The following is a 26291-nucleotide window of genomic DNA, read 5'->3' on the forward strand; positions in this document are numbered from 1 at the left end:
GTTTCTGGACGGACCAGTTTTGAAAGCGCCGCAGTATAAGGCGATTCACTGAAGTGGCATAGCGGAACGTATCGCAGAAAAGTGTGATTAGTCGCAAATGACATATGAGCTAAACGACTAATTAGTAGCGGAATTTACTATCAGACGGAAACATTTTGTTGCAACTCAGCCGGTTGCAAGCTGTATATCTTAATGATTTTAAAGCATAAAATTTATGATATCGGACATGGCATGACAGCTGCAAACAGCCAGTATCACAGTTTAAAAAATTGACCACCAGGCAAGGAATTCAATATGAACAATATCTCTAAACTTTCCAAAGCAGTCTCGCTGGTATTATTGACCTCGACGTTGCTGCTCAGCGGTTGCGAATCTGCCAATAGCAGCCCGGATACAGAGAAAAAGGACATCGTGGTCAGTATCCCAGTTGAAGCGGCCAAAGTTAGCCGTGGCGAAATCAGCAGCACCTACCGCACCACCTCCACCCTAGAAGCCAAAGCCGATGCTGAAGTGAACAGTAAAGCGACCGGTATTGTGCAAACCCTGTTGGTGGAAGAGGGAGATCATGTGCAGGCTGGTCAAGTGTTGGCGACCTTAGATACTGAGCGCCAACAGTTGGCGCTGGCGAAGGGAAAAGCAGATTTAGGTCAGCTAAAAAGTGAATTAGAACGTGTCGAGAAAATGCACCAGCGCAAATTGGTCAGTACAGATGTTTACGACAAGCTGAAATGGCAGGTTGAATCGCTCGACGCTTCGGTGCGGATGCAGGAGCTGGCGTTGCGGGACACTAAAATCATCGCGCCAATTAGCGGCGTAATTGCCCGCCGGTACGCCAAAGTAGGGCAGCTCATCACCGAGTTCTCATCAAAAGCTCTGTTCCATGTAGTGTCACAGCAATATCTTGAAGCGGTGATTAATCTGCCTGAACATCAGTTAACCCGTGCCAAAGTTGGCCAGACCGCCTATCTGAATTTTGCTGGCATGCCGCAGTTACAGGCGAAGATTATTCGCATCTCGCCGGTGGTTGACGCGACCACAGGTACTGCCCGGGTCACTATAGGTGTACAAAATGACGACCTGAGCCTCAAAGCTGGTATGTTTGCGCAAATTGAACTGCAATACGACACCAAAGCTGCCGCTTTGTTAGTGCCAAAACGTGCGGTACTTGCGATGGATAACAGCAGCTCAGTGTTTGTGGTGAAAGATGGCAAAGTGCTGCGTAAAGCAGTAAAAACCGGCTACGAAAACGACGCCATGATCGAAATTACCGACGGGATCACTGAAGGTGAAGAAGTGGTAACGGCAGGTCAGGCTAGCCTGAAAGATGCCAGCACAGTCACTGTGATCGCCAGCAACAGCTAATTCAGACCACACGGGAAGCGACTCCGCTTCCCGTCCTTCCAATAAAAAAATACAACAGGAATGTGCTTATGAAACTGGTCAATGTCGCGGTGGCCCGTCCGGTCACGATCTGGATGTTTACCCTGGGGATCATGTTGTTTGGTCTGGTGGCAATGTCGCGCCTAGCGGTCAATCTGCTACCGGACTTGTCTTATCCGACTCTAACTATCCGCACCGAATACGCCGGCGCAGCGCCAGCGGAAGTCGAGCAGTTGGTTAGTAAACCGATTGAAGAAACCGTGGGCATCGTCAAAGGTATCCGTAAAGTCGAATCGGTATCCCGTGCCGGCCGCTCCGACGTCATCATGGAATTCGATTGGGGCACCGACATGGACCTGGCCGGTCTTGAAGTTCGGGAAAAACTCGATGTTCTGCTGTTACCACTGGATATCAAAAAACCACTATTACTGCGTTTTAATCCGAATTTGGATCCTATTTTACGCTTAGCACTGACCCGTAGTGATGCGCCGCAAGGCTTGACCAATGCGCAGCAAGTTGCGCTACGGACCTTTGCTGAAGAAGATTTACGCCGTCGCTTGGAATCGCTGACCGGTGTCGCTGCCGTGCGGCCGGATGGTGGTCTGACTCAGGAAATCCAGGTACTGATTGACAATGAAAAGCTGGCGCAGCTGAAACTGGATATTAAAACCGTCAACGCCCGTTTGCTTGAACAAAATATTAACCAATCCGGCGGCCGACTCGAAACCGCCGCGCATGATTATCTGGTCAGAACTATTAACCAGTTCGCCACGCTGGATGAAATGCGTAACCTGTACATTGCCACCGTCAATGGCAGCCATGTGCGTTTGTCGGACATCGCCGAAGTCCGAGATGCCTTTGTTGATCGCAACAGTATTACCTATGTAAACGGCAAAGAAGCCATTGAAATTGCGATTTATAAAGAAGGCGATGCCAACACAGTACAAGTAGCGAAAACACTGCTTAGCCGCTTGGATGACCTGAAAAAAAATCTGCCGACAGGATATGAACTGACGCTGGTGTATGACCAGTCCACTTTTATCAGCGATGCGATTAATGAAGTGAAATCATCGGCCTGGCAAGGTGGTTTACTGGCGATGCTGGTAATTTACCTGTTCCTGCGCAATGTCTGGACCACGCTGGTTATCTCGATTTCAATTCCTTTATCGGTGATTGCCACTTTTAACCTGATGCACAGTCAGGGCATTAGTCTGAACATTATGAGTCTTGGCGGTATTGCGCTGGCGATTGGTATGTTGGTGGATAACGCCATTGTCGTGCTGGAAAACATCTCCCGTTATCGCGAACAGGGCATGGACCCACTGGAAGCAGCGAAAAAGGGTGCCAGCGAGGTATCAATGGCGATCACTGCGTCGACGTTAACGACGGTTGCCGTATTTTTCCCGCTGGTTTTTGTCGAAGGTGTGGCCGGCCAATTGTTTAAAGACCAAGCACTGACCGTTACTTACGCACTGCTGGCCTCCTTGTTAGTTGCATTGACGTTAATCCCAGCCATGGCGGCGCGTGAGCGCGTCGGTGTGGCAGAACCTGTGGTACTCGCGGCTGTGGAAAAAGTGGCTCCGGTAAAAAACTGGAAATACTGGCTGACGTTACCTTTGCAGTTGATTGGCAAATTAATCGGCGTGCTCATCTCTGGTGTCATCACGCTGTGGACTTTGATCTGGCGATTGATTTGTAAGATTTGCAGCCTGCTGTTTGGCCCTTTGGTCAATCTGGTCCAGCGTTTTATTGTCGCGCTGGAACGGGGTTATCGTCGCTCGTTAAAGTGGGTGCTGCAGGCACGGGGTATGGCGATGACTGTCACTTTGGTCGTGACACTGGCTTGTTATGCATTGATCCCGCGTCTTGGCTTTGACGTGATCCCAACCATGAGTCAGGGCGAATTCTATGTTGAGCTGCATTTGCCGGTCGGAACCGCCATCGAGCATACCGACAAGGCACTGAAACAGTTGGCTGGGGTGGCGGCGAAACAACCACAAGTCGAGCGTACCTATGCTCAGGCCGGCACTGGCCAGCAGATGACGGTCGACCCGAGTATTGGTGGCAGTCACTGGGGCAGGTTAAATATTGTTTTAAAAACCGGTTCTACCGCAGCAGACGAGCAACAGGTCATGCAATCCATGCGTGACGCTGTGGCTGGTATGCCGGAAGTGACAGCGAAAATTGATACGCCTGAGTTGTTTAGCTTCTCGACGCCACTGGAAATTGAGCTGGCGGGTCATGATCTTGGCAATTTAAAAGCGGCGTCTGAGCAAGTGGTACGTGCGCTGGAAGCTCAGGACAGATTTACTGATATCAAATCCAGTCTGCGTGCCGGTCAGCCGGAAATCACCTTACATTTTGACCACGCGCGTCTGTCTCAGCTTGGTATGACTGCGTCTGACGTGGCGAAACGGGTGGCGAACTATGTCGGAGGCGAAGTGGCTGGTCAATACAGCATTCAGGACCGCAAAGTAGATATCCGGGTGCGTCTGGCCGAGCAATACCGTAATTCTGAGCAAGAACTGGCGCAAATTATTATCAATCCGGGCAGCGCATCACCATTGCCTTTGTCGGCCGTCGCAAACATCAGTCGAGAGATTGGTCCGAGCGAAATCACCCGCATTGGCCAACAGCGGGTTGCGGTGATCAGTGCCAACCTAGCGTACGGTGACCTTGAACAAGCTACGCAGAACGCACGGCAGGTCTTGAACAGCCAGCAGTGGCCCTATGGCGTGACGGCGAGTTTGGTCGGTCAGAGTGAAGAAATGGAACGTTCGTACAATTCGTTGATGATTGCCTTAGCACTCGCCGTATTTCTGGTGTACCTGGTGATGGCGTCTCAATTTGAAAATCTGCTGCAGCCGATGCTGATTTTGTTCACAGTGCCTTTGGCTGGTGCGGGTGCTGTGCTTGGCTTATGGCTGACAGATACGCGGATCTCGGTGATCGTCTTTATCGGTTTTATTATGCTGGCCGGTATCGTTGTGAACAACGCCATCGTTTTAATAGACCGGATCAACCAGTTGCGAGCGGAAGGCTGGGCATTAGCGGACGCCATTATTGAATCCGGCGGCACTCGTTTACGTCCGGTGTTGATGACCACACTGACCACTGTGCTGGGTTTATTGCCAATGGTGTTTGGCGGCGAAGGCGCTGAATTACGTGCGCCGATGGCAATCACAGTGATTTTTGGTTTGTCTCTGTCAACCTTACTGACGCTGTTTTTCATCCCGGTGATTTATCACCTGACCGCCCGTAAAACGGCCTGAGGAGTAAGTCGTGATGGAACATAAACCCTTAGCACTGACCCGGTTTGCATTAAACCGCCCGGTCACCCTGTGCATGATGTTTTTATCTTTTCTGGTGTTTGGTTTGCTGGCCAGCCGGATGTTACCGCTGGAGAATTTTCCGGGCATCGATATTCCGGAGATTTATATCAATGTGCCTTATCCAAATGCCACGCCGGCAGAGATAGAACGCTTGATCACCAGACCGGTTGAAGAAGCCTTGTCGACCGTCACCGGCATCAAAAAAATGCGCTCGTTCTCCAAAGAAGATTCGGCAGAAATTGGCCTTGAATTTAACTGGGAAGAGAACATCAATACCAAGAGTATTGAAGTGCGCGAGCGACTGGATGGTATCCGGCATTTGTTACCCAAAGACGTCGAGCGGGTACTGGTATTTCAGTTTAATACCAATGACATGCCGATTTTCCAGGTGCGGATTTCCAGTGAGCGCGATTTATCGATGGCTTATGATCTGTTAGAGCGACTGGTGAAACGGCCGCTGGAACGGGTGCAGGGCGTGTCGAAAGTTGAACTGTATGGCGTGGATAAACGTCAGGTCACTATCCGGTTGTTACCTGAACGGCTGCGAGCATTGCAATTGGATGCCGGCCAGCTGTTGCAAACGCTAAGTCAACAAAACTTTGCCATGACGGCCGGTGAAATCAGAAGCAAAGATGAAAGCATTCTAGTGAAACCGGTTGGCGAATTTGAGTCATTAGATCAAATCAAACAGCTGGCGATAGGCCGTGGCCTGCAGTTAGGTGATGTGGCCGAGATCAAACTGGAACTGCCTAAACGCGTTGAAGGGCGCAGACTCGATCAACGTTATGCCGTCGGTATGAACGTGTTTAAAGAATCTAATGCCAACTTAGTGGACGTGTCTCGTGCCGCAATGAAAGTGCTCGATCAAGCCGGCAAAGATCCGGCTTTTAATGGCATTAATATCTATGTGATGGATGATACGGCAAAAGGCGTGACTGAAAGTTTGTCCAATCTGCTTAGCTCCGGCGCGGTCGGTGCTTTGTTGTCTTTTGTCGTGCTGTTTCTTTTTTTGAGACACACGCCAACCACATTACTAGTAGTATTGTCGGTACCGGTCTCGATCAGTATCACACTGGGTATGATGTACTTCCTCGACTATAGCCTCAACGTGCTGAGCATGATGGGTCTGATGTTGGCAGTGGGCATGCTGGTGGACAACTCGGTGGTCGTGGTGGAAAGTATTTTCCGTGAACGCGCGCTCGATGGTGATGTCCGTCGCGCGACAGAGCGTGGTGTCTATCGTGTCAGTCTGGCCGTGGTTGCAGGTACAGCAACAACTGCGATTGTGTTTTTGCCTAATATCATTGGTCAAAAAGTTGATGTGACCGTGTTCCTTGAACACGTTGCGATTGCCATTACTATCGCCCTAACGGTGTCTTTGTTAGTAGCTTTGACCTTGATTCCACTGTTGTCGACGCGGATTAAAAGCATAACCGGTACCGAGCATGCAGCGCCGTCGAAATTGGATAAGTTATATGGCCGCACGTTACGTTGGACGATGTCGCATCCACGCTCGTCAACGTTCATCGCATTCTTGCTGTTGTTTAGTATCGCGATCCCAATGCAGTTTATTTCCGGAGGCGACGACAATGAAGGTGATACCAATCGTTTGTTCCTGAATTACAACATTCAGTCGAATTATGCGCTGGCGGAAGTCGAGCAGGAAGTCAGTCGGATGGAATCCTATTTGTATGCCAACAAAGAGAAATTCTATATCGATTCGGTATATAGCTACTACACACCAGGTTTTGCCGTGTCGACCATTATGTTTGTCGACAAGTTGCCAGTACCGCTGCAACAAGTGAAAGATGCCATCCGAAAAGACTGGCCGGTATTGGTGCGTGGCAAACCACAGTTTGGCTGGGGGGATGCCGGTGGCGGTATGCAATTGCATTTGCTGGGGCCGTCGACTGACCAACTGACCAAGCTGTCACAGGATTTAGTGCCGGTACTGAGTCAGATTAAAGGATTAGAAGATGTGCGTTCTGAAGTGCAGGGCGGGCAGAAAGAGCTGCAGATCCGACTGAAACATGACGAGTTACAGCGTCAGGGCCTGACCGCGCAGAATGTGGCACAAGCGATTAGTCTGGCTTTACGTGGCAATAACTTACGAACGTTTCGCACCCTGGATCAAGGCGAAGTTCAGTTGCGGGTGTTATACGACGAGAAGGTGAGTCATTCGCAACAGGAATTGGAGTCTATTCCGGTGAAACAACAAGGTACCGAAGTGGTGCGTTTGGCTCAGGTCGCAACTTTAGCGGTCAGTGACCGTTTGGGCGAGATCCGACGCTTTAACCGGCAAACCGGGTTGGCTGTAGGCATGAACTTGAATAAAGATCTGAAAATGGATGATGCCCGTGACCAAATTAAAAAAGTCATGGACCAACTGCAGCTACCACCGGGCTATAGCTGGTCGTTTGAAGGCAGCTTTCAGTATCAGGACGAAGCGCAGGGCATTATGCAAATCAACATGCTACTGGCTGTTGCGATGATTTATCTGGTGATGGCCGCATTGTTTGAAAGTCTGTTGTTGCCGACGGCAGTGATTGGCTCGCTGTTATTCTCGATGGTCGGCGTGTTCTGGGCATTTTTAATTACCGGGACAACGATGGGCATCATGGGGATGATAGGGATGCTGGTGCTGATGGGGATTGTGGTCAACAACGGCATTGTCTTGGTCGACCGCATCAACCAAATGCGGGAAGAATTGCCTGATGCGCCCTTGGTACCATTGATTGTCGAGGCCTGTGAAGCGCGGTTGCGCCCCATCCTGATGACAGTATCGACCACGGTATTAGGCTTGATCCCGCTGGCATTTGGTGATGCCACTATCGGTGGTGGCGGTCCCGGTTACGCGCCGATGGCTATCGCTATCATCGGCGGTTTGGTGTTCTCGACGCTGACCAGTTTGTTGCTGGTGCCATTAACATACTGGGGACTGGTCCGGCTGGGAGTGAGCTGGAGCCGCTTTAATATCCGTGCGCGAAGCCGCGCGGATCGTTGGTTACCAAAAGCGGCGAAGTCAGAAAGCTGATCATGCAAGCTGCGGTAGCGCATGGTCCTGCGCTGCCGCGGTTTCTATTTTTGCATATTTTACTTGCCTGACGATTTGCCTCTGCTTAGAATGCGCACCTCCTGACTTGGGGGAGTAATCGCCATAAGCACCTTGCTTATGGGCTGTCGTCAACATACTTGTGCCAGTGCACATGGCGGCAGCGGAACTTGCAAACGCAATGTTCTGATGAGACCTGAGACAGCGTCGTGGCCCAATGCGGGAGCCACAGCGTTGTCTTTGGCTTAATCCCGCTGAGTACCCATATGGACGCTTTTATTTCCTCTTTTACCGGTGTCGCTATCGCGGAGATCGGTGACAAAACCCAGCTACTTTCGTTATTCCTTGCCGCCCGGTTTCGTGCTCGTGGCGCGATAGTGGCAGGCATTTTAGTCGCAACTTTACTCAATCACGCAGCGTCAGCCTGGTTTGGTGCCTGGGTTGCGCAGTTTATCCCGGCCGGTTGGCATGCCTGGTTATTAGGCGGCTCTTTTATCGCTGTGGCTTTGTGGTTATTGATCCCGGATAAAGACGACAGCGAAGAAAACGCCACGCTGAAATATGGTGCATTTGTGGCGAGTACTGTGTTGTTTTTCCTCGCGGAAATTGGTGATAAAACGCAAATTGCCACTGTGATCCTCGCCGCCACTTATGATGCTACGACCTTGGTCATCATTGGCACCACTTTGGGCATGCTGGCGGCCAATGTGCCGGTAGTGTATTTCGGCAAGTATATTCTGGAAGTAGTGCCACTGGACTGGGCACGCCGCGTGGCCTGCGGCGTGTTTATGCTGTTAGGTGTGCTGACGATTGCAAAAGGCATGGCCTGGATTTAAAACCGCAGGCTCAGCTCCACGCCGGCAAACCATTGACCATCATCTGGCTGGCCATGGACCCAAGGGTCCAGCGCCGCCAGATATTCCTGTTCATAACTGCGCAGATAGCGGTAGCGGCCAAAAGCACGCAATGACAGGTTATTGAGTTCAATGCCGGCGCCTACGCCGGCGAACCAGTCAATCGGTCCCATCTTTTCATAATGACCACCCCACCGGTCATAATAATCTTCCTCTTCTTCATCAAAAATAAGCTCGTCCAGGGCAATACCCACCTCGCCATACAGACTGAATTTGTCAAAAGTGCCAACGCGGACCGAGGTGTCCAGATTCAGAAACTGAATTTCTGGCTGATACAAGCCGTGTTGCGGATTATCGTCGCTGTAGTAAGAGGCTAGGCCCACCGCCAGCTGAAAATGCGCGTCGGTCTGAAACACAGCGCCTATCGTGCTGATTTGACCTTTGTCGTTGGCTTCGTAACTCAAGTAAGGCGATACCCAGCCAACATCGGGCTCATCCAGATAGATCACCGTCTGTGCCTGCAGGACCGCTGGCAAAGATAAAACAGAGAGACTGGTCAACAGGGCAAAACAGCGAGACTGGCGCATGATAGTTTCCTGAAAAATTCGGGGTATAGTTTCAATCTAAGTGGCTGAAAGTTAACAGCTGCTTAACACGCGTTCAGGGAACCGTAAACTCAGAAAATCCGCCATCAAGAGCAGCGACCACGCTAGAAAGTTGCCGTGGGTGAATCCACTATTGAAAGCGACGCAGACAAGTCGCAATCAGCCGAATACTTGAGTATAATACTCAACCTTTTTTCGAGGCCCAAGAGACAACGCCATGACCAGCACCTTCGTACCATCCCGCAAATCCGCTCCGGTCGAGCGTATGTCCGCCGAACGCGGTTTATTTTCTTATCCGAAATACCGTGGCGACAATTTTAAATCAGCGCCATTTTTACCGATGAGTAAGGCCGAAATGGCCAAACTGGGCTGGGACCAATGTGACATTATTCTGGTTGTTGGCGATGCCTACGTTGATCACCCGAGTTTTGGTATGGCGGTGGTGGGCAGGATGCTGGAAAGTCAGGGCTTTCGCGTCGGCATCATTGCGCAGCCAGACTGGAACAGCAAAGATGATTTTATGCGCCTCGGTAAGCCCAAGCTGTTTTTCGGCGTGTCAGCCGGCAACATGGACTCGATGATCAACCGTTACACCGCGGACAAAAAACTGCGGCACGACGATGCCTATACGCCAAATAATGAAGGCGGTAAGCGGCCGGATCGCGCGGTCATAGTTTATTCGCAGCGTTGTAAAGAAGCCTTTAAAGATGTGCCTGTAGTCATTGGCGGTATTGAAGCCAGCCTGCGCCGTATCGCGCATTATGACTACTGGCAGGAAAAAGTCCGCCGCTCCATTATTTTTGATGCCAAGGCCGAATTGCTGATTTACGGTAATGCTGAGCGACCATTAGTGGAAGTGGCGCATCGCCTTGCAGCTGGTGAAGCCATCAGTACTTTGCAGGATATCCGCGGCACTGCCGTGATCCGCAAAGATCCATTGCCCGATTGGCGTGGCGTTGATTCCACCGCGATTGATAAAGTCGGCAAAATTGACCCGGTGCCAAATCCATACGGCGCTGACGACGTCGGTTGCAGCAGTTATTCTGAATTTGCAAAGGCCGGTATCGATTTATCCAAACCGGCGGAAGTCGAAGCCAAACCTATTCTGGTGCAGCCGCCACGGCAAAAACCGTGGGAAAAAACCTATGTAAAACTGCCGGCGTTTGAGCAGGTCAGCGTGAATAAACCGCTGTATGCGCATGCGTCGCGTATTCTGCACCAGGAAACCAATCCTGGTTGTGCCCGCGCAATTATGCAGCGCCACGGTGACCGCTCAGTCTGGCTCAATCCGCCGGCCTTCCCGCTGACGACCGAAGAAATGGACGGCGTATTTGGCCTGCCGTATCAACGTGTACCGCATCCGGTGTACGGCAAAGCCAAAATCCCGGCCTATGACATGATTAAAACCTCGGTCAATATCATGCGCGGTTGTTTTGGCGGCTGTTCTTTCTGTTCAATCACCGAACACGAAGGCCGTATCATCCAGAGCCGCTCGCAAGAGTCGATTCTTCGCGAAATCGAAGAAATTCGCGACAAAGTACCAGGTTTTACCGGCGTGATCTCCGATTTGGGTGGCCCGACCGCGAACATGTACCGGTTGCGCTGTAAAAATCCAAAAGCCGAACAAACCTGTCGGCGGCCTTCTTGTGTCTATCCGACTATTTGTGAGCACATGGATACCGACCAAAGCCCGACCGTCGATTTGTATCGTGCCGCACGCAAATTGCCAGGCGTGAAGAAAGTACTGGTTGCCTCCGGTGTCCGTTATGACCTCGCGGTAGAAGACCCGAATTACGTGCGCGAGCTGGTGCAGCACCATGTCGGTGGCTACTTAAAAATAGCGCCGGAGCACACCGAAGATGGCCCATTGTCGAAGATGATGAAGCCGGGCATGGGCGCTTACGACAAGTTTAAGGCAATGTTCGACAAATACAGCCGCGAAGCGGGGAAAGAACAGTACCTGATCCCGTATTTTATCTCGGCGCACCCGGGTACCACCGATCTGGACATGATCAATCTGGCACTGTGGTTAAAAGAGCGGGATTTCCGCCTTGATCAGGTGCAGAACTTCTATCCAAGCCCGATGGCCAACGCGACGACCATTTATCATACCGAATTGAATTCGCTGAAGAATTTAAAAGGGAATACCGAATCGGTGCCGGTGCCCAAAGGCGAGCGTCAACGTCGTCTGCACAAAGCCTTGCTGCGTTACCATGACCCGGCCGGCTGGCCGATGATCCGTGAAGCGTTGCAGAAAATGGGTTTGAGTAAACTCATTGGTAAAGGTAAACAATGCCTGGTGCCGGAAGAAACTCGGGACGAGAAAAACCTCAAGCCTAAAGCCGGTGGTAAGATCGCTGTGACCAAACATACCGGCATGAATCCGGTGAAAGAGGCGCTGATCCGCAAACAACAGCAGATCTCTAAATCTTCTGGTCAGGCTTCTTTTAAAAAAGGTAAAGGCTAAGCGAACACGCAGGATGCAGTGTGATGGTGAATGTTTTAACGACGCCAAGGCTGCAGCTGCGGCCTTTTACTGAATTAGATGGGCCGGCGATGTTCCGACTTGGCGCAGATCCGGCAGTGATGCGCTATATCGGTTCGGCGCCGATGCAGAATGAAAATGACGCATTGGCTTATTTGAGAAGTCATCCGCTTACGGACTATCATCGCACTGGTTTTGGCCGACTGGCGATTGTCTTGCCCCAAAGTGGCGACATCATTGGTTTTTGCGGGCTGAAATGGGTCGATGAAATCAACGGCTTCGATCTAGGCTATCGTCTGCTACCAGCGTTTTGGCGGCAGGGGTTAGCGGTTGAAGCGGGCCTTGCGGTGCTTGCTGATGCACGCAGGCGAGGACTTCGTTGTCCAGCAGGTCAACAGCAAAATCAAATCTATGGTTTGGTTCATCCAGACAATCAGGGATCAATTCGCGTGCTGGAAAAACTCGGGTTTGCCTACCAGCAAGATATTTTCTTTAGTTTGCTGCCGGATATCGCGGTGCGGCAGTTCGGCTTGAAGCTGGACTGTGCTAGCATGAGCGCCGGTTTTTCAACAGATTCAGGTACATAGATGCGCTGGTCCATAGAACAAATCCCGCTGAGATTCCGGGCTGCGGCTGCAGGTATTTGCCTGTATCTGCTGTGGCCTGTTGCCCATGCCCCAGAGTGGCAGTGGCAGTCTTTATGGCAATCAGAAGCTGAAACAGCAACTGCGTTGGCGCCATTGTTGTCTTTTTATACCAAATATGGTGAACAAGCCCTGCCAGCGCTGCAGGCGCAGCTGGAATTGAATAAATTGCGTGACATGGAGCTTGCTCTGATCGCCGACAATGCTGAATTCTCAGCGCAGAGCCGCGACGACAGTTGGGCTGAAGCGACTGAGTTTATGATTGCGCATGTGGCACAGACTGTCGGTGCCAATGAACTTCGGATCTACGATAGTGAATGCCGTAACAATTTATGCCGGATTGAGCTTGCCGCGCCAAAGGGCTTGAATCCTGATTTTCGCGCACTGGTGCTCAAATATGCGGCCACATTAAAAGCCGGCGATTTGGAGTTTCACGACCTGAAAGAAAGTAAAGACCGCATCATGTTGGAGCTAAAATCCGATAAACGGCTGCAGTATGGTTTTTTTGCCGAACGTGCGTTGAAACCGGCCGAACGTGAACAATGGTTAGCAGAGGTAAAAGCATGGCTTGGCACCCAACAAAACAACAAAAAGTAGCTGCGGTTTATTTTATTGCCGGTTTTTTTGCAGTCGCTGTGCTGGATACGCTGGTCCGCTTATTGCTGCCGAAACCGGCGATTTTGGCACCACATCCGGCGTTGAGCAAAACGATGTCGCGGCAGGATGTCAGCCTGCAGCAGTGGAGTCAGGCCGCCGAGCGGCTGGAAGAAAAGCGTAAGCTGTCCCGGCTTTAACCGCTAGGCTGCGCCAATTCTTAAACTGTGCATCGCCAGGTTGCCCAGCGTGAAATCCTGATTAAGCCAGTGGAAAGGTTCGTCTTTGCCGCTGGCGCCGAGTAAATAAAACAACGGCAGCAGATGGTCGGGGTGTGGCACCGATAAAGCTGCTGTTTGCCCCCAGCCTTGATAATCGCTCAGTGCTGGCCAGTCCCTGCGGGCGATAGCGTCTTCAACCTTGTGCATAAACTGCTGAGCCCATGCGGGCGCGGGCCCGTCCTGCCAATCCAATAACCGCAGATTATGCACGATGTTGCCTGAGCCAATGATCAACACTTCTTCCTGACGCAGCGGGGCTAACAATGCACCGACTTGCAGATGCCAGCTGGCTGACTGTCGGCTATCGATCGACAATTGCACCACAGGCACATCAGCCGCCGGAAAGGCATGACAAAGGACTGACCAGGCACCGTGATCAAAACCCCAGTCACTATCTGGCCGTGCGCCAACATCAGCCAGTAGTTCCAGCAGCAACCCGGCGAGTGCAACTGAGCCTGGTGCCGGATATTGTTGTTGATACAACGCCGGCGGAAAACCGCCAAAATCATGGATGGTACGTGGGTGGGGGTCTGTGAGTACACGTAAGCCTGGTTTATCCCAATGCGCCGAAATCAACAGAATTGCTTTTGGCTTTAGGGTCGCAGTGACCAAGCGCCACTGCTGCGTCCAGCGATTCGACTCCAGCGCATTCATTGGACTACCATGACCGAGGAACAACATCGGCATCGGGGATTTCACAGACACATCACACTCCAAAGTACAAATTTGCAACAGCATAAAGGCGGAATCAGTGAGTGAAAAGTGCATTAAACCTGTGTAACAGGTGCAGAAAATAGAAAGAAAAACGCCGGTTTACACCGGCGTTTGGTTTTACAGCAGCAGACTAAATTTAGTGTTTTTCGAAATAAAACGGCAGGCGTTGTTGTTGCTGACCGTTCAGTTCATGCATCGTCTCAGCGTCAAACAAACGACCATTCGCCATCGTATATTGCACGCGGTCGCTTTGACGGATATCTGCCAGCGGGTTGCCGTCGATGACAATTAAGTCAGCCAGTTTACCGGCTTCAACTGAGCCTAACTGATGGTCCATGCCAAAGGTTTTGGCTGGATTGATGGTGGCCGTTTTTAATGCCTGTAACGGGCTCATACCGCCTTGGGCAAACATCCAAATCTCCCAGTGCGCGCCTAAACTCTCGCGCTGGCCATGAGCACCGATATTGGTGATCACACCCTCATCGCTGAGTTCTTTCGCCATTTTAGCAATGCTGAAATGGTTGTAATGCGAATCCGGTGCGGTTGGCCGGCGCATACTGCGTGGGCGCAACTCATCCATTGGCACATATTTCGACAAGCGCGGGTGTTTCCACACTTCGGTTTTGTCATACCAGTAGTTTTCGCCCCAAATGCCGCCATAGGCCACGACTAACGTTGGTGTGTAGGCTGTTTTGGTAGCACGCCACAATTGTTTGACATCGTCATACAGTTTCGCGGCAGGCAGAGAGTGCTCCAGCGTGGTATGGCCATCAACGGCCATGCTGAGGTTGTGTTGCAGCAACGAACCACCTTCCGGCACCACCATCATGTCGAGCTCGCGTGCGGCTTGGATCACCTGCTGACGCTGATTGCGTCGCGGTTGGTTATAGCTCTTCACTGAAAACGCGCCGACTTTCTTTAACCGCTCGAGATGGAACTTGGCATCGTCCACGCTATCGACATGCGAGGTATAACCGGCGCCATAAGCCCCGTATAAAATAGTGCCGGTGGAGAAGATGCGCGGGCCGACAATCTGACCGGTTTTTTGCATTTCACTGGCCGTGAAAATTTCCTGCGTGTCGTTCGACGGGTCATGGATACTGGTCACGCCCAGCGCCAGCGACGCATAGTTAGCATAGTTTTGCTGCGGAATGATTTGATTCACGCCCTGACTGCCGTGGGCGTGCGCATCAAACAAGCCCGGCATCAGGGTTTTGCCCTTGATGTCGATGACTTTGGCGCCAGCCGGCACTTTCACTTCCGCTGTAGTACCAACAGCTTTGATTTTATTGCCTTCAACCAGTACGACGCCGTCGGCGATAACCTTATCGCCAGCCATCGTGATGACCTGGCCACCAACAAAGGCTGTCAGGCCCTGAGCCTGATAAGCCGGGGTGGTAAAACTGATGTTCTGACCGTTGGCGACTTTAAAGCTGTCTGCGGCTTTATCACTGCCGACGGCAAAAACACTGCTGAGATTAGCGTGGTAAAGTTCGGGGCCGAGGTTCCAGTACAGCTGTTTGCTGTTGCCGCTCCAGCTGATATTTTCACCGGCACGCACGGATAACTGGCGCACCGGGAACTGGGTATCGCTGCCGCTGATATCAATCGAAGCGCCACGTTCGGCAAAAGGCGTGACATACACTTTGAAGCGGTCAGCAAAAGCGACATATTTGCCATCCGGCGACACTTTAAACTCAGTACCGTATTTGGCGCTGTAGAGTGTGCGTTGGGTCTGCGTCGCGAGGTCAATCGCCAATAAGGTCGGTGACTGACCATAATCCATCGCAAAGATCCGGTCATTGCGATCAGCAAAGTGCGGCGCAAAGCCGTTGCGACTAATTAGTTTCATCTCGCCGCCAGCCGCTGGTACTGTATAAATACCGGTATTGAGCGACCAGCGTTTGTCGAGCAGACTACCGGCGCCGCCTTTACGAAACACCAGCGTGTTGCCATCCGGACTGAACGCAGGCTCCAGATATTTGCCCGGTGCACTGACCACGGTTTTCACTTGATTGCTCATCAAATCAATCACTTTGATTTGGCCCTGCTGCTGATCATGCCAGCTGACATACACCAGCTTTTTGCCATCACGCGAGAACTGCGGGTACAGTTCAAAATGCTCGTTTTGCGCGGTCAGCCGCTGCGGTTTCCCGCCTTTGGCGGCAACTTTGTATAAGTGGCCCAGTGCGGAATATACAATGGTATTGCCATCCGGTGACGCCTGCACAAAACGCAGCATTTTCACGTCGAGCAGGTCCTGGTCCAAATCTTGTTTGACCCGAACGACCTGCTGGATTTTCTTCTCAACGTCGACTTTAAATGGGATTTGCGCCACTTGTTTGCTGGCGACATCCAGTTTCTGGATCTTACCGCCGGCCCAGAACACAATGGCTTGGTTATCCGGTGTCCAGCTCATTTGCGGGTATACGCCGTGAATGGCCCAGGTTTCCTGCATATCGCGGTCAAGCTTGCCATACAGCTCAGTGGTTTCGCCGGATTCGAGGTTGTACAACATTAAAGTGGTCTGGAAATCAATGCGGCGGATGTAAGCGAGGAATTTACCGTCCGGCGATGGTGTAGGGCGGATCGCGCCACCAGCACCTTCTAACAAGACTTCGATTTTGCCGGTTTCTCGTTCAAAGCGTTTAATCACATAAATGCCTTGCTCAGAATCTTTGCTGTAGTGGAAGGTTTTTCCTGGCGTATCGTCTTGCGAGAAATAGACATATTTGCCATCCGGTGAAAAAGCCGGTTCGCCTAAGTCTTTTTCATCATTGGCTTTTTCGGTCAACATCACGCCGCTGCCACCAGATTTGTGATATTGCCAGACTTCGCCGGCGCCAAGAGAGCGGGTATTGGTGAAATGTTTACGCGCGACAATAAACTCGCCGTCCGGGCTCCAGGCTGGGCTATTCAGCAACCGGAAGGTTTCATCGGTCACGGCATGGGCATTACTGCCATCGGCGTTCATCAACCAGATATTGTCGCCGCCGCCTTCATCTGAGGTGTAGGTAATGTATTTGCCATCGGGGCTGAAACTTGGCTGCATTTGCCAGCCGATATCTGAGGTCAGCCGCTTGGCGCTGCCGCCACTGACTGACATGCTGTAGATATCACCCAGCACATCAAACACCAGCGTTTTACCATCTGGACTGACATCCACGTTCATCCAGGTGCCGCTGTCGGTGTTAATTTTTATGGTTTCGAATTTACCTTGCGGGGCGTTGACGTCCCATTGCGTTTTTTTATCTGCGGCCAATGCCGGGAAAAGCGCAGAGCTGACACAAAGTGCCAGCATTGCTGGTTGCCATTTGTTCATAGGAGTCCCTGGGATTGATGTCTGCTGTTGCAGATCTGGTTGGTTAAAGTAGCAAACTGCCACAGCCTGTCGCGGAATGTAAGAGGGGGCGTAGAAGCCTGCGCCTGTCAGGCACTTCGCAGCGACAAACGTCAGTGTTTTACCGGTTCAGGAACAAGTGGCTCCTGTGCGCTACGGATTGCCCGCGCCAATCCGACAAATTTTTGGCATACTTGCGGCATACTTGCGGCAAACTTGCCACCTGATTGGGCGGAGGCTCCAATGGATTCACCTTGTGTTGCCTGTTGTAAACTGAATAACGATAAAATCTGTACCGGCTGCTATCGTCATATCGAAGAGATTGTCGACTGGAACAAAAGAACGGACGCCGAGCATCTGCAGATCCTGCAACGCTGTGCAGCGCGCCGACAAGAGATTGATGCGCAGAATAGCCCGACATCGGCCATAACGTCGGTCGAATGGCAAAGCGCAAAACAAGCGCTGGCACTGAAAAAACAAAGTCGGCTCAGTTGATCTGGCGCAATGGTAAAACTTGTCTGTAGCCGCATATATTGTCAGACTAAAAAAATAAGAAAGACAAGGAGATAACGTTGATTTTAGAAGCCGTCTGGATTGGATTTGCTTTTAGTCTTGGCATGCTGGTGCGCCTTTGCGGCTTGCCGCCGTTGATTGGTTATCTGGCGGCAGGTTTTGCTATTACTGCCAGTACTGAAACACTGCAGTTGCCGCAAGGGCACGCCATTATCGAACATGTGGCACATCTGGGCGTGTTGTTATTGTTATTTACCGTCGGCTTGAAACTGAACGTCCGTAGTCTGCTAAAACCTGAAGTTCTGGGTGGCAGTGTGCTGCATTTTGCGTTGTCAGCCTTGCTGTATGCGCCGGTTATTTGGTTGGCGTTCGACCCCAGTTGGTATCACGCCCTAATGCTTGGCGCTGCATTGGCATTTTCATCGACAGTGTTAGCTGCCAAAGTACTGGAAGGAAAACGGGAGATCCGGGCTTTTCATGGTCGGGTAGCTGTTGGCATCTTAGTCGTGCAGGATTTGATCGCCATGGCTATGTTGAGCTTTTCCAGCGGCGTGACACCATCTTATTGGGCGTTGTTAGTGCTGGCGGTGCCGTTGCTGCGGCCACTTTTATTTAAATTGCTGGATTTAACCGGCCATGATGATCTGCAAATTCTGTTTGGTGTGCTGTTGGCTGTGGTTGCCGGTGGTATGGGCTTCCAAGTCGTCGGACTCAGTGCAGAACTAGGCGCTCTGGTATTTGGTGCTTTGCTGGCAAAACACCCCAGGGCCGGCGAGCTGTCGAAGACTTTGTGGAGTTTAAAAGAGTTTTTTCTGGTTGGGTTTTTCCTGAAAATTGGCTTGGGGGGACTACCGGACCAGACTGCCTGGTTGTTTGCCGTGCTGATGACAGTATTGTTGCCGCTCAAAGCTGCATTGTTTTTTACCCTGTTAGTGTTGTTTAAACTGCGGGCCCGCAGTGCCTTTCTCTCTGGTTTAACACTGAGTAACTACAGCGAATTCGCGCTGATAGTGGCGAGTGTGGCTTTGCCACAATTCCTGATCCCACTGGCTTTAACGGTCGCCTTATCCTTTGTTATCTCAGCGCCGCTGAACCGCTATGCGCACCCGCTGTACGAACGTCTCGCCAGCCGCTTGATCCCGCTGGAACGCAACATCCATCATCCCGATGAACAACCGGTCACCTTAGGCGATGCGGAAGTGATGATTATGGGGATGGGGCGCACCGGCGGTGCGGCCTATGACTATCTGAAGCACAAGACGCATTTGGTGGGATTGGATTCGGACCCGGCACGGGTCCGGCAATTTCAGGAACGCGGTGATAACGTCTTATTCGCCGATGCGGAAGACCAGGTGTTTTGGCAAGGTCTGGATTTAGGCCGCGTCAAAGCGGTGATTTTGTGCCTCAGTGATAGCGAAGCCAAGCTCATTGCTACGCAAAAATTGCGTGCCGCGGGTTTTGCAGGCCTGATTGTGTCGCATTCGATGCAACAGGACGAAGCGAGCAAAATTATGGCGGCTGGGGCGGATCATACCTATTTGACCATGTCTGAAGCAGGGCTTGGCCTGGCTGAGCGGGTGCGGCAGCATATAAGCCTGCCGGGTTGAAATCGATATAGTGTCAATTAATTTTACATTTTGTGTAATGTAAAAATTCAACTCTAAGTAGCAACTGCGCGTTAGCAGTTGCCATGCCGCCTTTATGTCAATTTTGCAGGGACATACATGATGCTGGCACAACTTATGCTTAGATCCACGTCCTTCATTTCAGGCTGACTGAAAGTACATAACAACAAGTCCGGCACAGGGCTGCTAAGGAACTCTGGCATGCGTGTACAAAGCCATTTTATGTTTTTGCTTGTCCTGGTCTTATTTAGTGTTGCAGGCGTCTGGCGTTTAAGCAGTTTGCCGGACCTGCAGGTGTTTGGTGAGATTAAAAGTCAGGCGATGATCAGCGAGAAAGTGGTCGCACTGACGTTCGACGATGGCCCGACGCCAGACAAAACCAATCAAATTCTGCAAATTCTCGCTGCGGAAGAAGTTCCTGCGACCTTCTTTTTGATTGGCCAGGAAGTGCAGCAACATCCACAGCTGGTACGGCAAATTTTGGCCGCCGGTCATCAGGTAGGCAATCATAGTTTTAGTCATCAGCGGATGATTTTTAAATCACCGGCTTTTGTTGCCGGAGAGATTGAACAAACTGATAAGCTGTTGCGTGACAGTGGCGTAGATGGGGTCATTTATTTTCGTCCGCCTTACGGCAAAAAATTACTGGTATTACCTTGGTATCTGATGAAACACCATCGCGTCAGTGTGACCTGGGATGTAGCGCCGGAAAACTTTCCGAAAATTGCCAAAGATCCGCAGGCGTTAGTCGACTATACCGTGCAGCAGACGAAGCCAGGCTCGATTATTTTACTGCATGTGATGTATGACAGCCGACAGGCGACGATGCAGGCGGTGCCACAAATCATCCGCCAACTGAAAGCGCAGGGGTATCGGTTTGTTACTGTGCATGAACTGCTCAAACTTGAGCAGGCGCCCTAATCCAGCGTTCCGCCAACCGCGGCGATATCCTCTGAATATTGCTGGCAACATCGGACGATTTCAAGCAACGCCTGAACTACAACAGCAACTGACATACTGGCCGCGTCCGGCTTGCCGGCAGCTTGTTCCGGCGTATAAGGGATGTGAATGAATCCACCGCGGCAGCTGCTCATTGCTGACAAATGATGCAGCAACTGGTACATCAACGCGTTACAAACATAAGTGCCTGCGGTGTATGAAATATTCACTGGGATCCCGTTGTGTTGCAGCTGCTGCCGGATCGCCTTAAGCGGCAGCGTACTGAAATAAGCCGCAGGGCCAGTCGCGATGATTGGTTCGCCACTGGGCTGCCAGCCACTGTTGTCCGGGATGCGCGCTTCCAGCAAATTAATGGCGACCTGTTCAAGACTGATTTGCGGCCGGCCACCCGCCTGACCAATACAAAGCACCAGATCGGGTTGCCAGCTGCTAATACAGGATTGCATTAACGTGGCGCTGCGCCTGAACTCGACCGGCAGGATTAATGCCTGCCACTGCACACCTGTCGGTGGCGGCAATAGGCAAATCTGCTCCACTGCGACAGCGCTCGGATTAGTACTTTCGCCGCCAAAAGGTTCAAAACCGGTAAACAGAACTTTCATCAGATTGCGCCCGTTACAAAAATGCCAGCTGATCCAGCAATATGATATTGACGGCGAGCAGTAACAGCGCCGTTGGCGCCTGAGCTTTGATCACCGCATGCTGATCTTTCAGCCCTAACAATGCCACAGGCACTATATTAAAATTCGCCGCCATCGGTGTCAGCAATGTACCGCAATAACCACAGAACATGCCAATGGCTGCCATGACCGCCGGATTGGCGTCATGTTGTTGAATTAACAATGGAATACCAAGGCCTGCAGTGATCACCGGAAAAGCTGCAAACGCATTGCCCATAATGACGGTAAAGCCAGCCATTGCCAGCGCATAAGCGGCTACAGCTGCCAGTCGGCTGTCGAGCTGCAGGTATTCATGACTGAGCGCCGCAATAATTTGCCCGACGCCGGCTTGATTAAACAACAATCCTAAAGTGGCCAGTAAATGCGGCAGCAAAAATGCCCAGCCGATCGCTTCCAGTAAGCGTTTGGCTTCAAGGCCGCCCTGGCGCGGTGATTCGCGGGTCAGGTAACAGGCAATGGCAAAAGCCAGCACACAAGCAACGCCCAGACTCAACAAGGTCAGGTTTTTCGGGTCAAACCAATGCAATGTCGGAAACTGACCCATGACCAACACCAACAACAAAGTAAAACCCGGGATCGCTAGTGCCGGAATAAACAGTTTTTTGCCAAGCCGCTCCAGTGACGCCAGTTGCAGTTTATCCGGTAACGCCTGATAAGGGCCTGCAGCCAGTCCGCCAAGCCCTGCTAGTAGCGCCATCCCGAGCACCATTGCACCCACTACCGCAGTCGGCAAATAATCACCAACAACAAAAATTGCGCCGTAGCTTAGCCAGAACAAACCACTGCGAAACCGGCGTGGATGCTGCGGGTCCAGTAAAGTCAGCACTGCAACCAGTGTCATGATGGCGCCAACCAGCCAGTACAGATGGGTTAATGTCAGCATCAGTTGCGCTCCGTTTGCTGCTGGGAAGCTTTTGCCAGTCTTGCATGTTCTGTTGCCAGATAATGGTCAAGCCGGCGCAAGCGGATCGCATGAATAAGAAAGGCCGCAATTGCAGTTGGAATCCCCCAGAGTGCGATGTGCATCGGATCGGTTTCGATACCGGATTCGCGCAAAAAGGTATGCATCAGCACGATAGCGCCAAATGCGACAAAAATATCTTCACCAAAAAACAAGCCGATGTTATCAGTGGCCGCCGCCATGGCTTTTACTTTATCCCGCACTTGTTGCGTCAATCCAGGGTGCTGGCGCTCCGCTAACGCTTCCGCCATTGGGGCGACCAGCGGGCGTACCATTTGTGGATGGCCGCCGAGACTGGTTAAGCCTAAAGCGGCACTGCCTTCACGCGCCAGCAGATAAATACTAAGTAATCGACCCACAGTAGCGCCTTTGACGTTGGCGATAAAACGTTGGGCCTGTTGTTTCAGACCATGTCGTTCCAGCAAACCAATAATGGCAAGGGGTAACAGCAAAATAACCGGCAATGACCGGGTTTTCAGGAAACTCTCGCCGATGGCGCTGAGCAGTTGTAGCGGCGGCATCCAGGCACAAAGGCCAGTCACAATGCCGGCGCTGATCACGACTAAAACCGCATTAAAACGCAGGACAAAACCAATCATCACCACAGCGATGCCGAGTAAGGGCCAATAGTTCATCTGAAGACCCCGATAAAAGACTGAATACGAACGCCTGCGAGCTGCAAAGCCGAGGATAAGTCATGGGCGAGTTGCAGCGCTTCCGGACTGTCACCATGCAAACACAAACTGTCGGCGGTAAGCTGGATGTTCTGCTGGTCAATACATTCAATGGAGCCTGTTTGCACTAACCGCAAGCTTTGCTGCAAAGCCGACTGATGACCAAGCACAGCGCCCGGCTGGCTGCGTGGCACCAATTGACCTGTCGCCAGATAAGCCCGGTCGGCAAAAGCCTCCTGATATACCGGCAAACCTGCAGCCTTGGCGGCATGAAACAGCGCGCAGTCTGGTAAGGTCAATATCGGCAAATCTGCGCGATGGGCTTTGACCACAGCTGCAATCAGGCTTGCTAAATCACTATTCACTGCCGCTTGATTGTACAAAGCGCCATGTGGCTTCACGTAGGCCATCAAAACACCCGTCGCGTCTGCCAACTGCTGGAAATAACGCAGTTGCTGTTGCAGGCTGAGAATCAGCGCGTCAGCAGACATTGCCATGACCTGCCGGCCAAAGTTGGCTCTATCCGGATATGAAGGATGGGCACCGACACAGACCTGATGTTGTTTGCAGGCTTGGAGCGCGCGGACAATATCCGCCTCGCTGCCAGCATGGGCGCCACAGCTGATGTTGGCTGATGACAACAACGGGATAATCGCCAAATCATCACCACAACCTTCACCAAGGTCGGCATTTAAATCAATGTACTTCATCAGGTCACCATCAGGGGGAGCAGACAGCACCTTAACAGGCTGTGCTTTTTGCTGTAAAGCTGGCTGCTGTCAGGTCGTACCGGTACACTGGCTCAGTCAAAGGTCCGCAGATGATAGTTCAGGACCACAGTGTTAACAGGAGTATCTATGGCGCAATTGTCAGGTGGGCTGTCCTTTGGACCTATTGTAAAAGATGAACTTGCTGCAGTGGCAGAACTGGAAGTTACCGCGTTTCCGCCGCCGGTCTACCCGGTGTTTTTCTTCCGTCAGGCTTTTGATTTGTGGCCTGATTTATTCTGGGTTGCTCGTCGGGATGATGAAATTCTGGCCTACTTGGTTTGTGGACCTGAATTTGCTGAACCGTCTCGTCTGAGTCTGATGTCTTTTGCGGTGGCACCGCAAGCGCAGGGGCAAGGGGTAGGTAAGGGCTTATTGCGCGAGTTTTTACGTCGATTACCAATAGTTGCCCCGCAGATTAGCCACATCTGGCTGACTGCTGATCCAGACAATTTGCCTGCGCTCAGGCTCTATCAACAGCATGGTTTTGTGATTAGTGGTGAAGAGTCAGATTATTATGGCGCTGGTTACCGGCGTCTGGTTCTGACTGCGGAAATAGCAGCAAAAAACATCTGAAAAATGCATCGTTTATAAGAGGGAATTTAGCGCCAGGCCGCGTCATTACTGGGCTTTCATCAAAAGCTCGACGCCTAGAAAAACCCCCGCTATAATGCCGCGTCCTATTAAACGTTCAGCTTGGCGGCCATAGCTTCTAATGCAACAGTGCCAGGCTCTGGTAAGCAGGCGTATCGCTACGCCCGATTTTGATTTTGAGGTAACAAAATGCAAGTTTCTGTTGAAACCACTCAGGGTTTAGAGCGCCGCGTCAATATTACAGTTCCGGCCGCTGCTATCAGTGCTGAAGTCGAGAAAGAATTACGCCAAATTGCCAAAAACCGTCGCGTAGATGGTTTCCGTCCAGGCAAAGCGCCAGTCGCAATCATCAAAAAAATGTTTGGTCTGTCTGTACTGCAAGACGTGGCATCACGTCAGATGCAAAACCATTTCTATCAAGCTATCGTCAGCAACAAGCTGAACCTGGCAGGCAACCCAACTTTCGCGCCAGGTCAATTGGCTGAAGGTCAGGATCTGGCATTCACTGCTACTTTCGAAGTGTATCCTGAAGTTGCGCTGACTGGCCTCGACAAAGTTGAAGTGACCAAACCAGTGGTTGAGATCGCTGCTGACGACATGAGCAAAATGATCGAAACACTGCGTAAACAACACGCAACTTGGGCTGCTAAAGCCGATGCTGCTGCAGCTGGTGACCGCGTCAACATGGACTTCTCTGGTTCAATTGACGGCGAAGAATTCGAAGGCGGCAAAGCTGCTGGTTTCAGTCTTGAACTGGGCCAAGGCCGTATGATCCCTGGTTTTGAAGATGGCATCATCGGCAAAAAAGCCGGCGAGCAATTCACTATCGACGTGACTTTCCCAGCTGAATACCACGCTGAAAACCTGAAAGGCAAAGCTGCTCAGTTTGCCATCACGTTGAACAGCGTTGAAACGCAAGTGCTGCCAGAAGTAAACGAAGAATTCGTCAAGCTGTTTGGCCTGGGCGAGAACAGTGTTGACGCGCTGCACACCGAAGTTCGCAAGAACATGGAGCGCGAGCTGAACCAAGCCATCAAAGGCAAAGTGAAAGAGCAAGTCATCAAAGGTTTATTAGCGAACCATGAACTGGACGTGCCACAAGCACTGATTGACAGCGAAGTAGAAGTGCTGCGTCGTCAGGCTCTGCAACGTTTTGGCCAGAACATGAATGCGAAAAACCTGCCAGAACTGCCAGCCGCGCTGTTCACTGAACAAGCCCGTGACCGCGTCAAAGTTGGCCTGTTACTGGGTGAAGTGATCAAAACCAACAACCTGCAGGTTGATGATAGCCGCGTACAAGCGCTGATCGAAACTGTAGCTTCAGCTTACGAAGATCCAAAAGAAGTGGTGCAATACTACAACAGCAACAAAGAGCTGCTGCAAGGTATGCGCAACGTCGCACTGGAAGAACAAGCCATTGATCTGGTTCTGGCAAAAGCCAAAGTTACTGAACAAGCGGCGAAGTTCGACGAAATTATGAATCCGGCTGCTGCGAACTAAGATTGACTTTAGTCAGGGCGACAGCTTTAATGGCCTGAGCAGCAGTGTTCAGGCCATTTTCATTTGTGCTGCCGCATTTCAGGGAATCAGTTATGGTGTCAACACCTCATATGAACGAATTAGTTAACGCGTTAGTCCCCATCGTCATCGAACAAACCGCTAAAGGCGAACGTTCTTTTGATATTTACTCCCGTCTGCTTAAAGAGCGGGTTATTTTTCTGACCGGCCAGGTCGAAGACCATATGGCTAATCTGATTGTGGCGCAGTTGCTGTTCCTCGAATCAGAAAATCCGGAAAAAGACATCTACATCTATATCAATTCACCGGGTGGCTCCGTCACCGCTGGCCTCGCCATTTACGACACCATGCGATATATCAAGTGTGATATCGCGACCGTGTGTGTCGGTCAGGCAGCCAGTATGGGCGCGTTCCTGTTATCAGGTGGCACTAAAGGCAAACGGTATGTGTTGCCAAACGCACGCGTGATGATCCATCAGCCGCTAGGTGGTTTTCAGGGCCAGGCGACCGATTTTGAAATCCATGCCCGTGAAATCCTGACGATCAAAGAAAAACTGAATCGTCTGATGGCCGAACATTGTGGCAAGACACTGGAAGAAGTGGTCCGTGATACCGAGCGTGATAATTTCTTAAGCGCGCAACAAGCGGTTGATTATGGTTTGGTTGACCAGATCCTGACCAAGCGTGAAGCCAAATAAGCTGATTGTTAAGCAAAGAT

At 51.4% G+C, this 26291-nt stretch carries 21 protein-coding genes and 1 riboswitch; of the genes, 14 read left to right on the forward strand and 7 right to left on the reverse strand.

Annotated elements, in window-relative coordinates; translation table 11 throughout:
* The first annotated feature begins 294 nt into the window (after positions 1 to 294).
* The 4 genes from ACFFJP_RS07170 to ACFFJP_RS07185 all read left to right on the forward strand — a co-directional run bounded on the left by ACFFJP_RS07170 (position 295) and on the right by ACFFJP_RS07185 (position 8600).
* Positions 295 to 1362, forward strand: a complete 1068-nt coding sequence (locus ACFFJP_RS07170) for an efflux RND transporter periplasmic adaptor subunit (RefSeq protein WP_377241907.1) — start codon at positions 295 to 297, stop codon at positions 1360 to 1362.
* A gap of 68 nt (positions 1363 to 1430) precedes the next feature.
* Positions 1431 to 4652 (forward strand): efflux RND transporter permease subunit, encoded by a 3222-nt coding sequence (locus tag ACFFJP_RS07175; protein ID WP_377241909.1) that lies wholly within the window; start codon positions 1431 to 1433, stop codon positions 4650 to 4652.
* A gap of 13 nt (positions 4653 to 4665) precedes the next feature.
* The gene (locus ACFFJP_RS07180; RefSeq protein WP_377241912.1) at positions 4666 to 7746 is read left to right on the forward strand and encodes an efflux RND transporter permease subunit; all 3081 of its coding nucleotides are present in this window, start codon (positions 4666 to 4668) and stop codon (positions 7744 to 7746) included.
* 97 nt (positions 7747 to 7843) lie between these two features.
* Positions 7844 to 8028: riboswitch (yybP-ykoY riboswitch) on the forward strand.
* A gap of 2 nt (positions 8029 to 8030) precedes the next feature.
* Positions 8031 to 8600: a TMEM165/GDT1 family protein gene (locus ACFFJP_RS07185; RefSeq protein WP_377241914.1), complete on the forward strand. Its 570-nt coding sequence runs from the start codon at positions 8031 to 8033 to the stop codon at positions 8598 to 8600.
* Here the strand turns inward: ACFFJP_RS07185 and ACFFJP_RS07190 are convergent.
* Positions 8597 to 9205, reverse strand: a complete 609-nt coding sequence (locus tag ACFFJP_RS07190) for a hypothetical protein (protein WP_377241916.1) — start codon at positions 9203 to 9205, stop codon at positions 8597 to 8599. The genes ACFFJP_RS07185 and ACFFJP_RS07190 overlap by 4 nt on opposite strands.
* Before the next feature lie 283 nt (positions 9206 to 9488).
* Between ACFFJP_RS07190 and ACFFJP_RS07195 the strand changes: the two genes are divergently transcribed.
* The 4 genes from ACFFJP_RS07195 to ACFFJP_RS07210 are packed head-to-tail and all read left to right on the forward strand — an operon-like array spanning position 9489 to position 13146.
* Positions 9489 to 11690, forward strand: a complete 2202-nt coding sequence (locus tag ACFFJP_RS07195) for a YgiQ family radical SAM protein (RefSeq protein WP_377243388.1) — start codon at positions 9489 to 9491, stop codon at positions 11688 to 11690.
* 23 nt (positions 11691 to 11713) lie between these two features.
* Positions 11714 to 12295, forward strand: coding sequence for a GNAT family N-acetyltransferase (locus ACFFJP_RS07200; RefSeq protein WP_377243390.1), 582 nt, complete (start codon positions 11714 to 11716; stop codon positions 12293 to 12295).
* Positions 12296 to 12949, forward strand: a complete 654-nt coding sequence (locus ACFFJP_RS07205; protein WP_377241918.1) for a hypothetical protein — start codon at positions 12296 to 12298, stop codon at positions 12947 to 12949.
* Positions 12916 to 13146: a hypothetical protein gene (locus tag ACFFJP_RS07210; protein WP_377241920.1), complete on the forward strand. Its 231-nt coding sequence runs from the start codon at positions 12916 to 12918 to the stop codon at positions 13144 to 13146. The genes ACFFJP_RS07205 and ACFFJP_RS07210 overlap by 34 nt, the downstream gene beginning before the upstream one ends.
* 3 nt (positions 13147 to 13149) lie before the next feature.
* Here ACFFJP_RS07210 and ygiD read toward each other — a convergent pair whose 3' ends face one another.
* Together ygiD and ACFFJP_RS07220 are read right to left on the reverse strand one after the other, a co-directional pair.
* Positions 13150 to 13932: a 4,5-DOPA-extradiol-dioxygenase gene (gene ygiD / locus ACFFJP_RS07215; protein WP_377241922.1), complete on the reverse strand. Its 783-nt coding sequence runs from the start codon at positions 13930 to 13932 to the stop codon at positions 13150 to 13152.
* Between the two features lie 145 nt (positions 13933 to 14077).
* Entirely contained in the window at positions 14078 to 17263 is a 3186-nt protein-coding gene (locus tag ACFFJP_RS07220) for an amidohydrolase family protein (protein WP_377241924.1), read from the reverse strand.
* Positions 17264 to 17524: 261 nt separating this feature from the next.
* On the opposite strand from ACFFJP_RS07220, the gene ACFFJP_RS07225 reads away from it, so the two are divergent.
* The 3 genes from ACFFJP_RS07225 (at position 17525) to ACFFJP_RS07235 (ending at position 20340) form a co-directional block, all read left to right on the forward strand.
* Positions 17525 to 17776 (forward strand): DUF1289 domain-containing protein, encoded by a 252-nt coding sequence (locus ACFFJP_RS07225; protein WP_377241926.1) that lies wholly within the window; start codon positions 17525 to 17527, stop codon positions 17774 to 17776.
* A 77-nt stretch (positions 17777 to 17853) separates the two neighbouring features.
* On the forward strand, positions 17854 to 19401 hold the full coding sequence (locus ACFFJP_RS07230) for a cation:proton antiporter domain-containing protein (protein WP_377241928.1): 1548 nt from the start codon (positions 17854 to 17856) through the stop codon (positions 19399 to 19401).
* A gap of 219 nt (positions 19402 to 19620) precedes the next feature.
* Positions 19621 to 20340, forward strand: coding sequence for a polysaccharide deacetylase family protein (locus ACFFJP_RS07235; protein WP_377241931.1), 720 nt, complete (start codon positions 19621 to 19623; stop codon positions 20338 to 20340).
* On the opposite strand, the gene pcp is transcribed toward ACFFJP_RS07235, so the two are convergent.
* From pcp to pxpA, 4 genes are read right to left on the reverse strand one after another with little or no spacing between them, the layout of a single operon-like run.
* A complete protein-coding gene (pcp, locus tag ACFFJP_RS07240; RefSeq protein ID WP_377241933.1) occupies positions 20337 to 20981 on the reverse strand; it encodes a pyroglutamyl-peptidase I in 645 nt (214 codons plus the stop codon). The genes ACFFJP_RS07235 and pcp overlap by 4 nt on opposite strands.
* 13 nt (positions 20982 to 20994) lie before the next feature.
* The gene (locus ACFFJP_RS07245) at positions 20995 to 21942 is read right to left on the reverse strand and encodes a DUF979 domain-containing protein (protein WP_377241935.1); all 948 of its coding nucleotides are present in this window, start codon (positions 21940 to 21942) and stop codon (positions 20995 to 20997) included.
* The gene (locus ACFFJP_RS07250) at positions 21942 to 22655 is read right to left on the reverse strand and encodes a DUF969 domain-containing protein (RefSeq protein WP_377241937.1); all 714 of its coding nucleotides are present in this window, start codon (positions 22653 to 22655) and stop codon (positions 21942 to 21944) included. Before ACFFJP_RS07250 ends, ACFFJP_RS07245 begins: the two co-directional genes overlap by 1 nt.
* The gene (pxpA, locus tag ACFFJP_RS07255; RefSeq protein WP_377241939.1) at positions 22652 to 23404 is read right to left on the reverse strand and encodes a 5-oxoprolinase subunit PxpA; all 753 of its coding nucleotides are present in this window, start codon (positions 23402 to 23404) and stop codon (positions 22652 to 22654) included. Before pxpA ends, ACFFJP_RS07250 begins: the two co-directional genes overlap by 4 nt.
* 147 nt (positions 23405 to 23551) lie before the next feature.
* Here pxpA and ACFFJP_RS07260 point away from each other — a divergent pair, with 147 nt between their 5' ends.
* The 3 genes from ACFFJP_RS07260 to clpP all read left to right on the forward strand — a co-directional run bounded on the left by ACFFJP_RS07260 (position 23552) and on the right by clpP (position 26271).
* Entirely contained in the window at positions 23552 to 24037 is a 486-nt protein-coding gene (locus tag ACFFJP_RS07260; RefSeq protein ID WP_377241941.1) for a GNAT family N-acetyltransferase, read from the forward strand.
* 207 nt (positions 24038 to 24244) lie between these two features.
* Positions 24245 to 25555: a trigger factor gene (gene tig, locus ACFFJP_RS07265; protein ID WP_377241943.1), complete on the forward strand. Its 1311-nt coding sequence runs from the start codon at positions 24245 to 24247 to the stop codon at positions 25553 to 25555.
* 110 nt (positions 25556 to 25665) lie between these two features.
* A complete protein-coding gene (gene clpP / locus ACFFJP_RS07270) occupies positions 25666 to 26271 on the forward strand; it encodes an ATP-dependent Clp endopeptidase proteolytic subunit ClpP (protein ID WP_037045517.1) in 606 nt (201 codons plus the stop codon).
* Positions 26272 to 26291: the final 20 nt, after the last annotated feature.

The organism is Rheinheimera tilapiae, assembly GCF_042432165.1.
GTDB classification, from domain to species: Bacteria; Pseudomonadota; Gammaproteobacteria; order Enterobacterales; family Alteromonadaceae; genus Pararheinheimera; species Pararheinheimera tilapiae.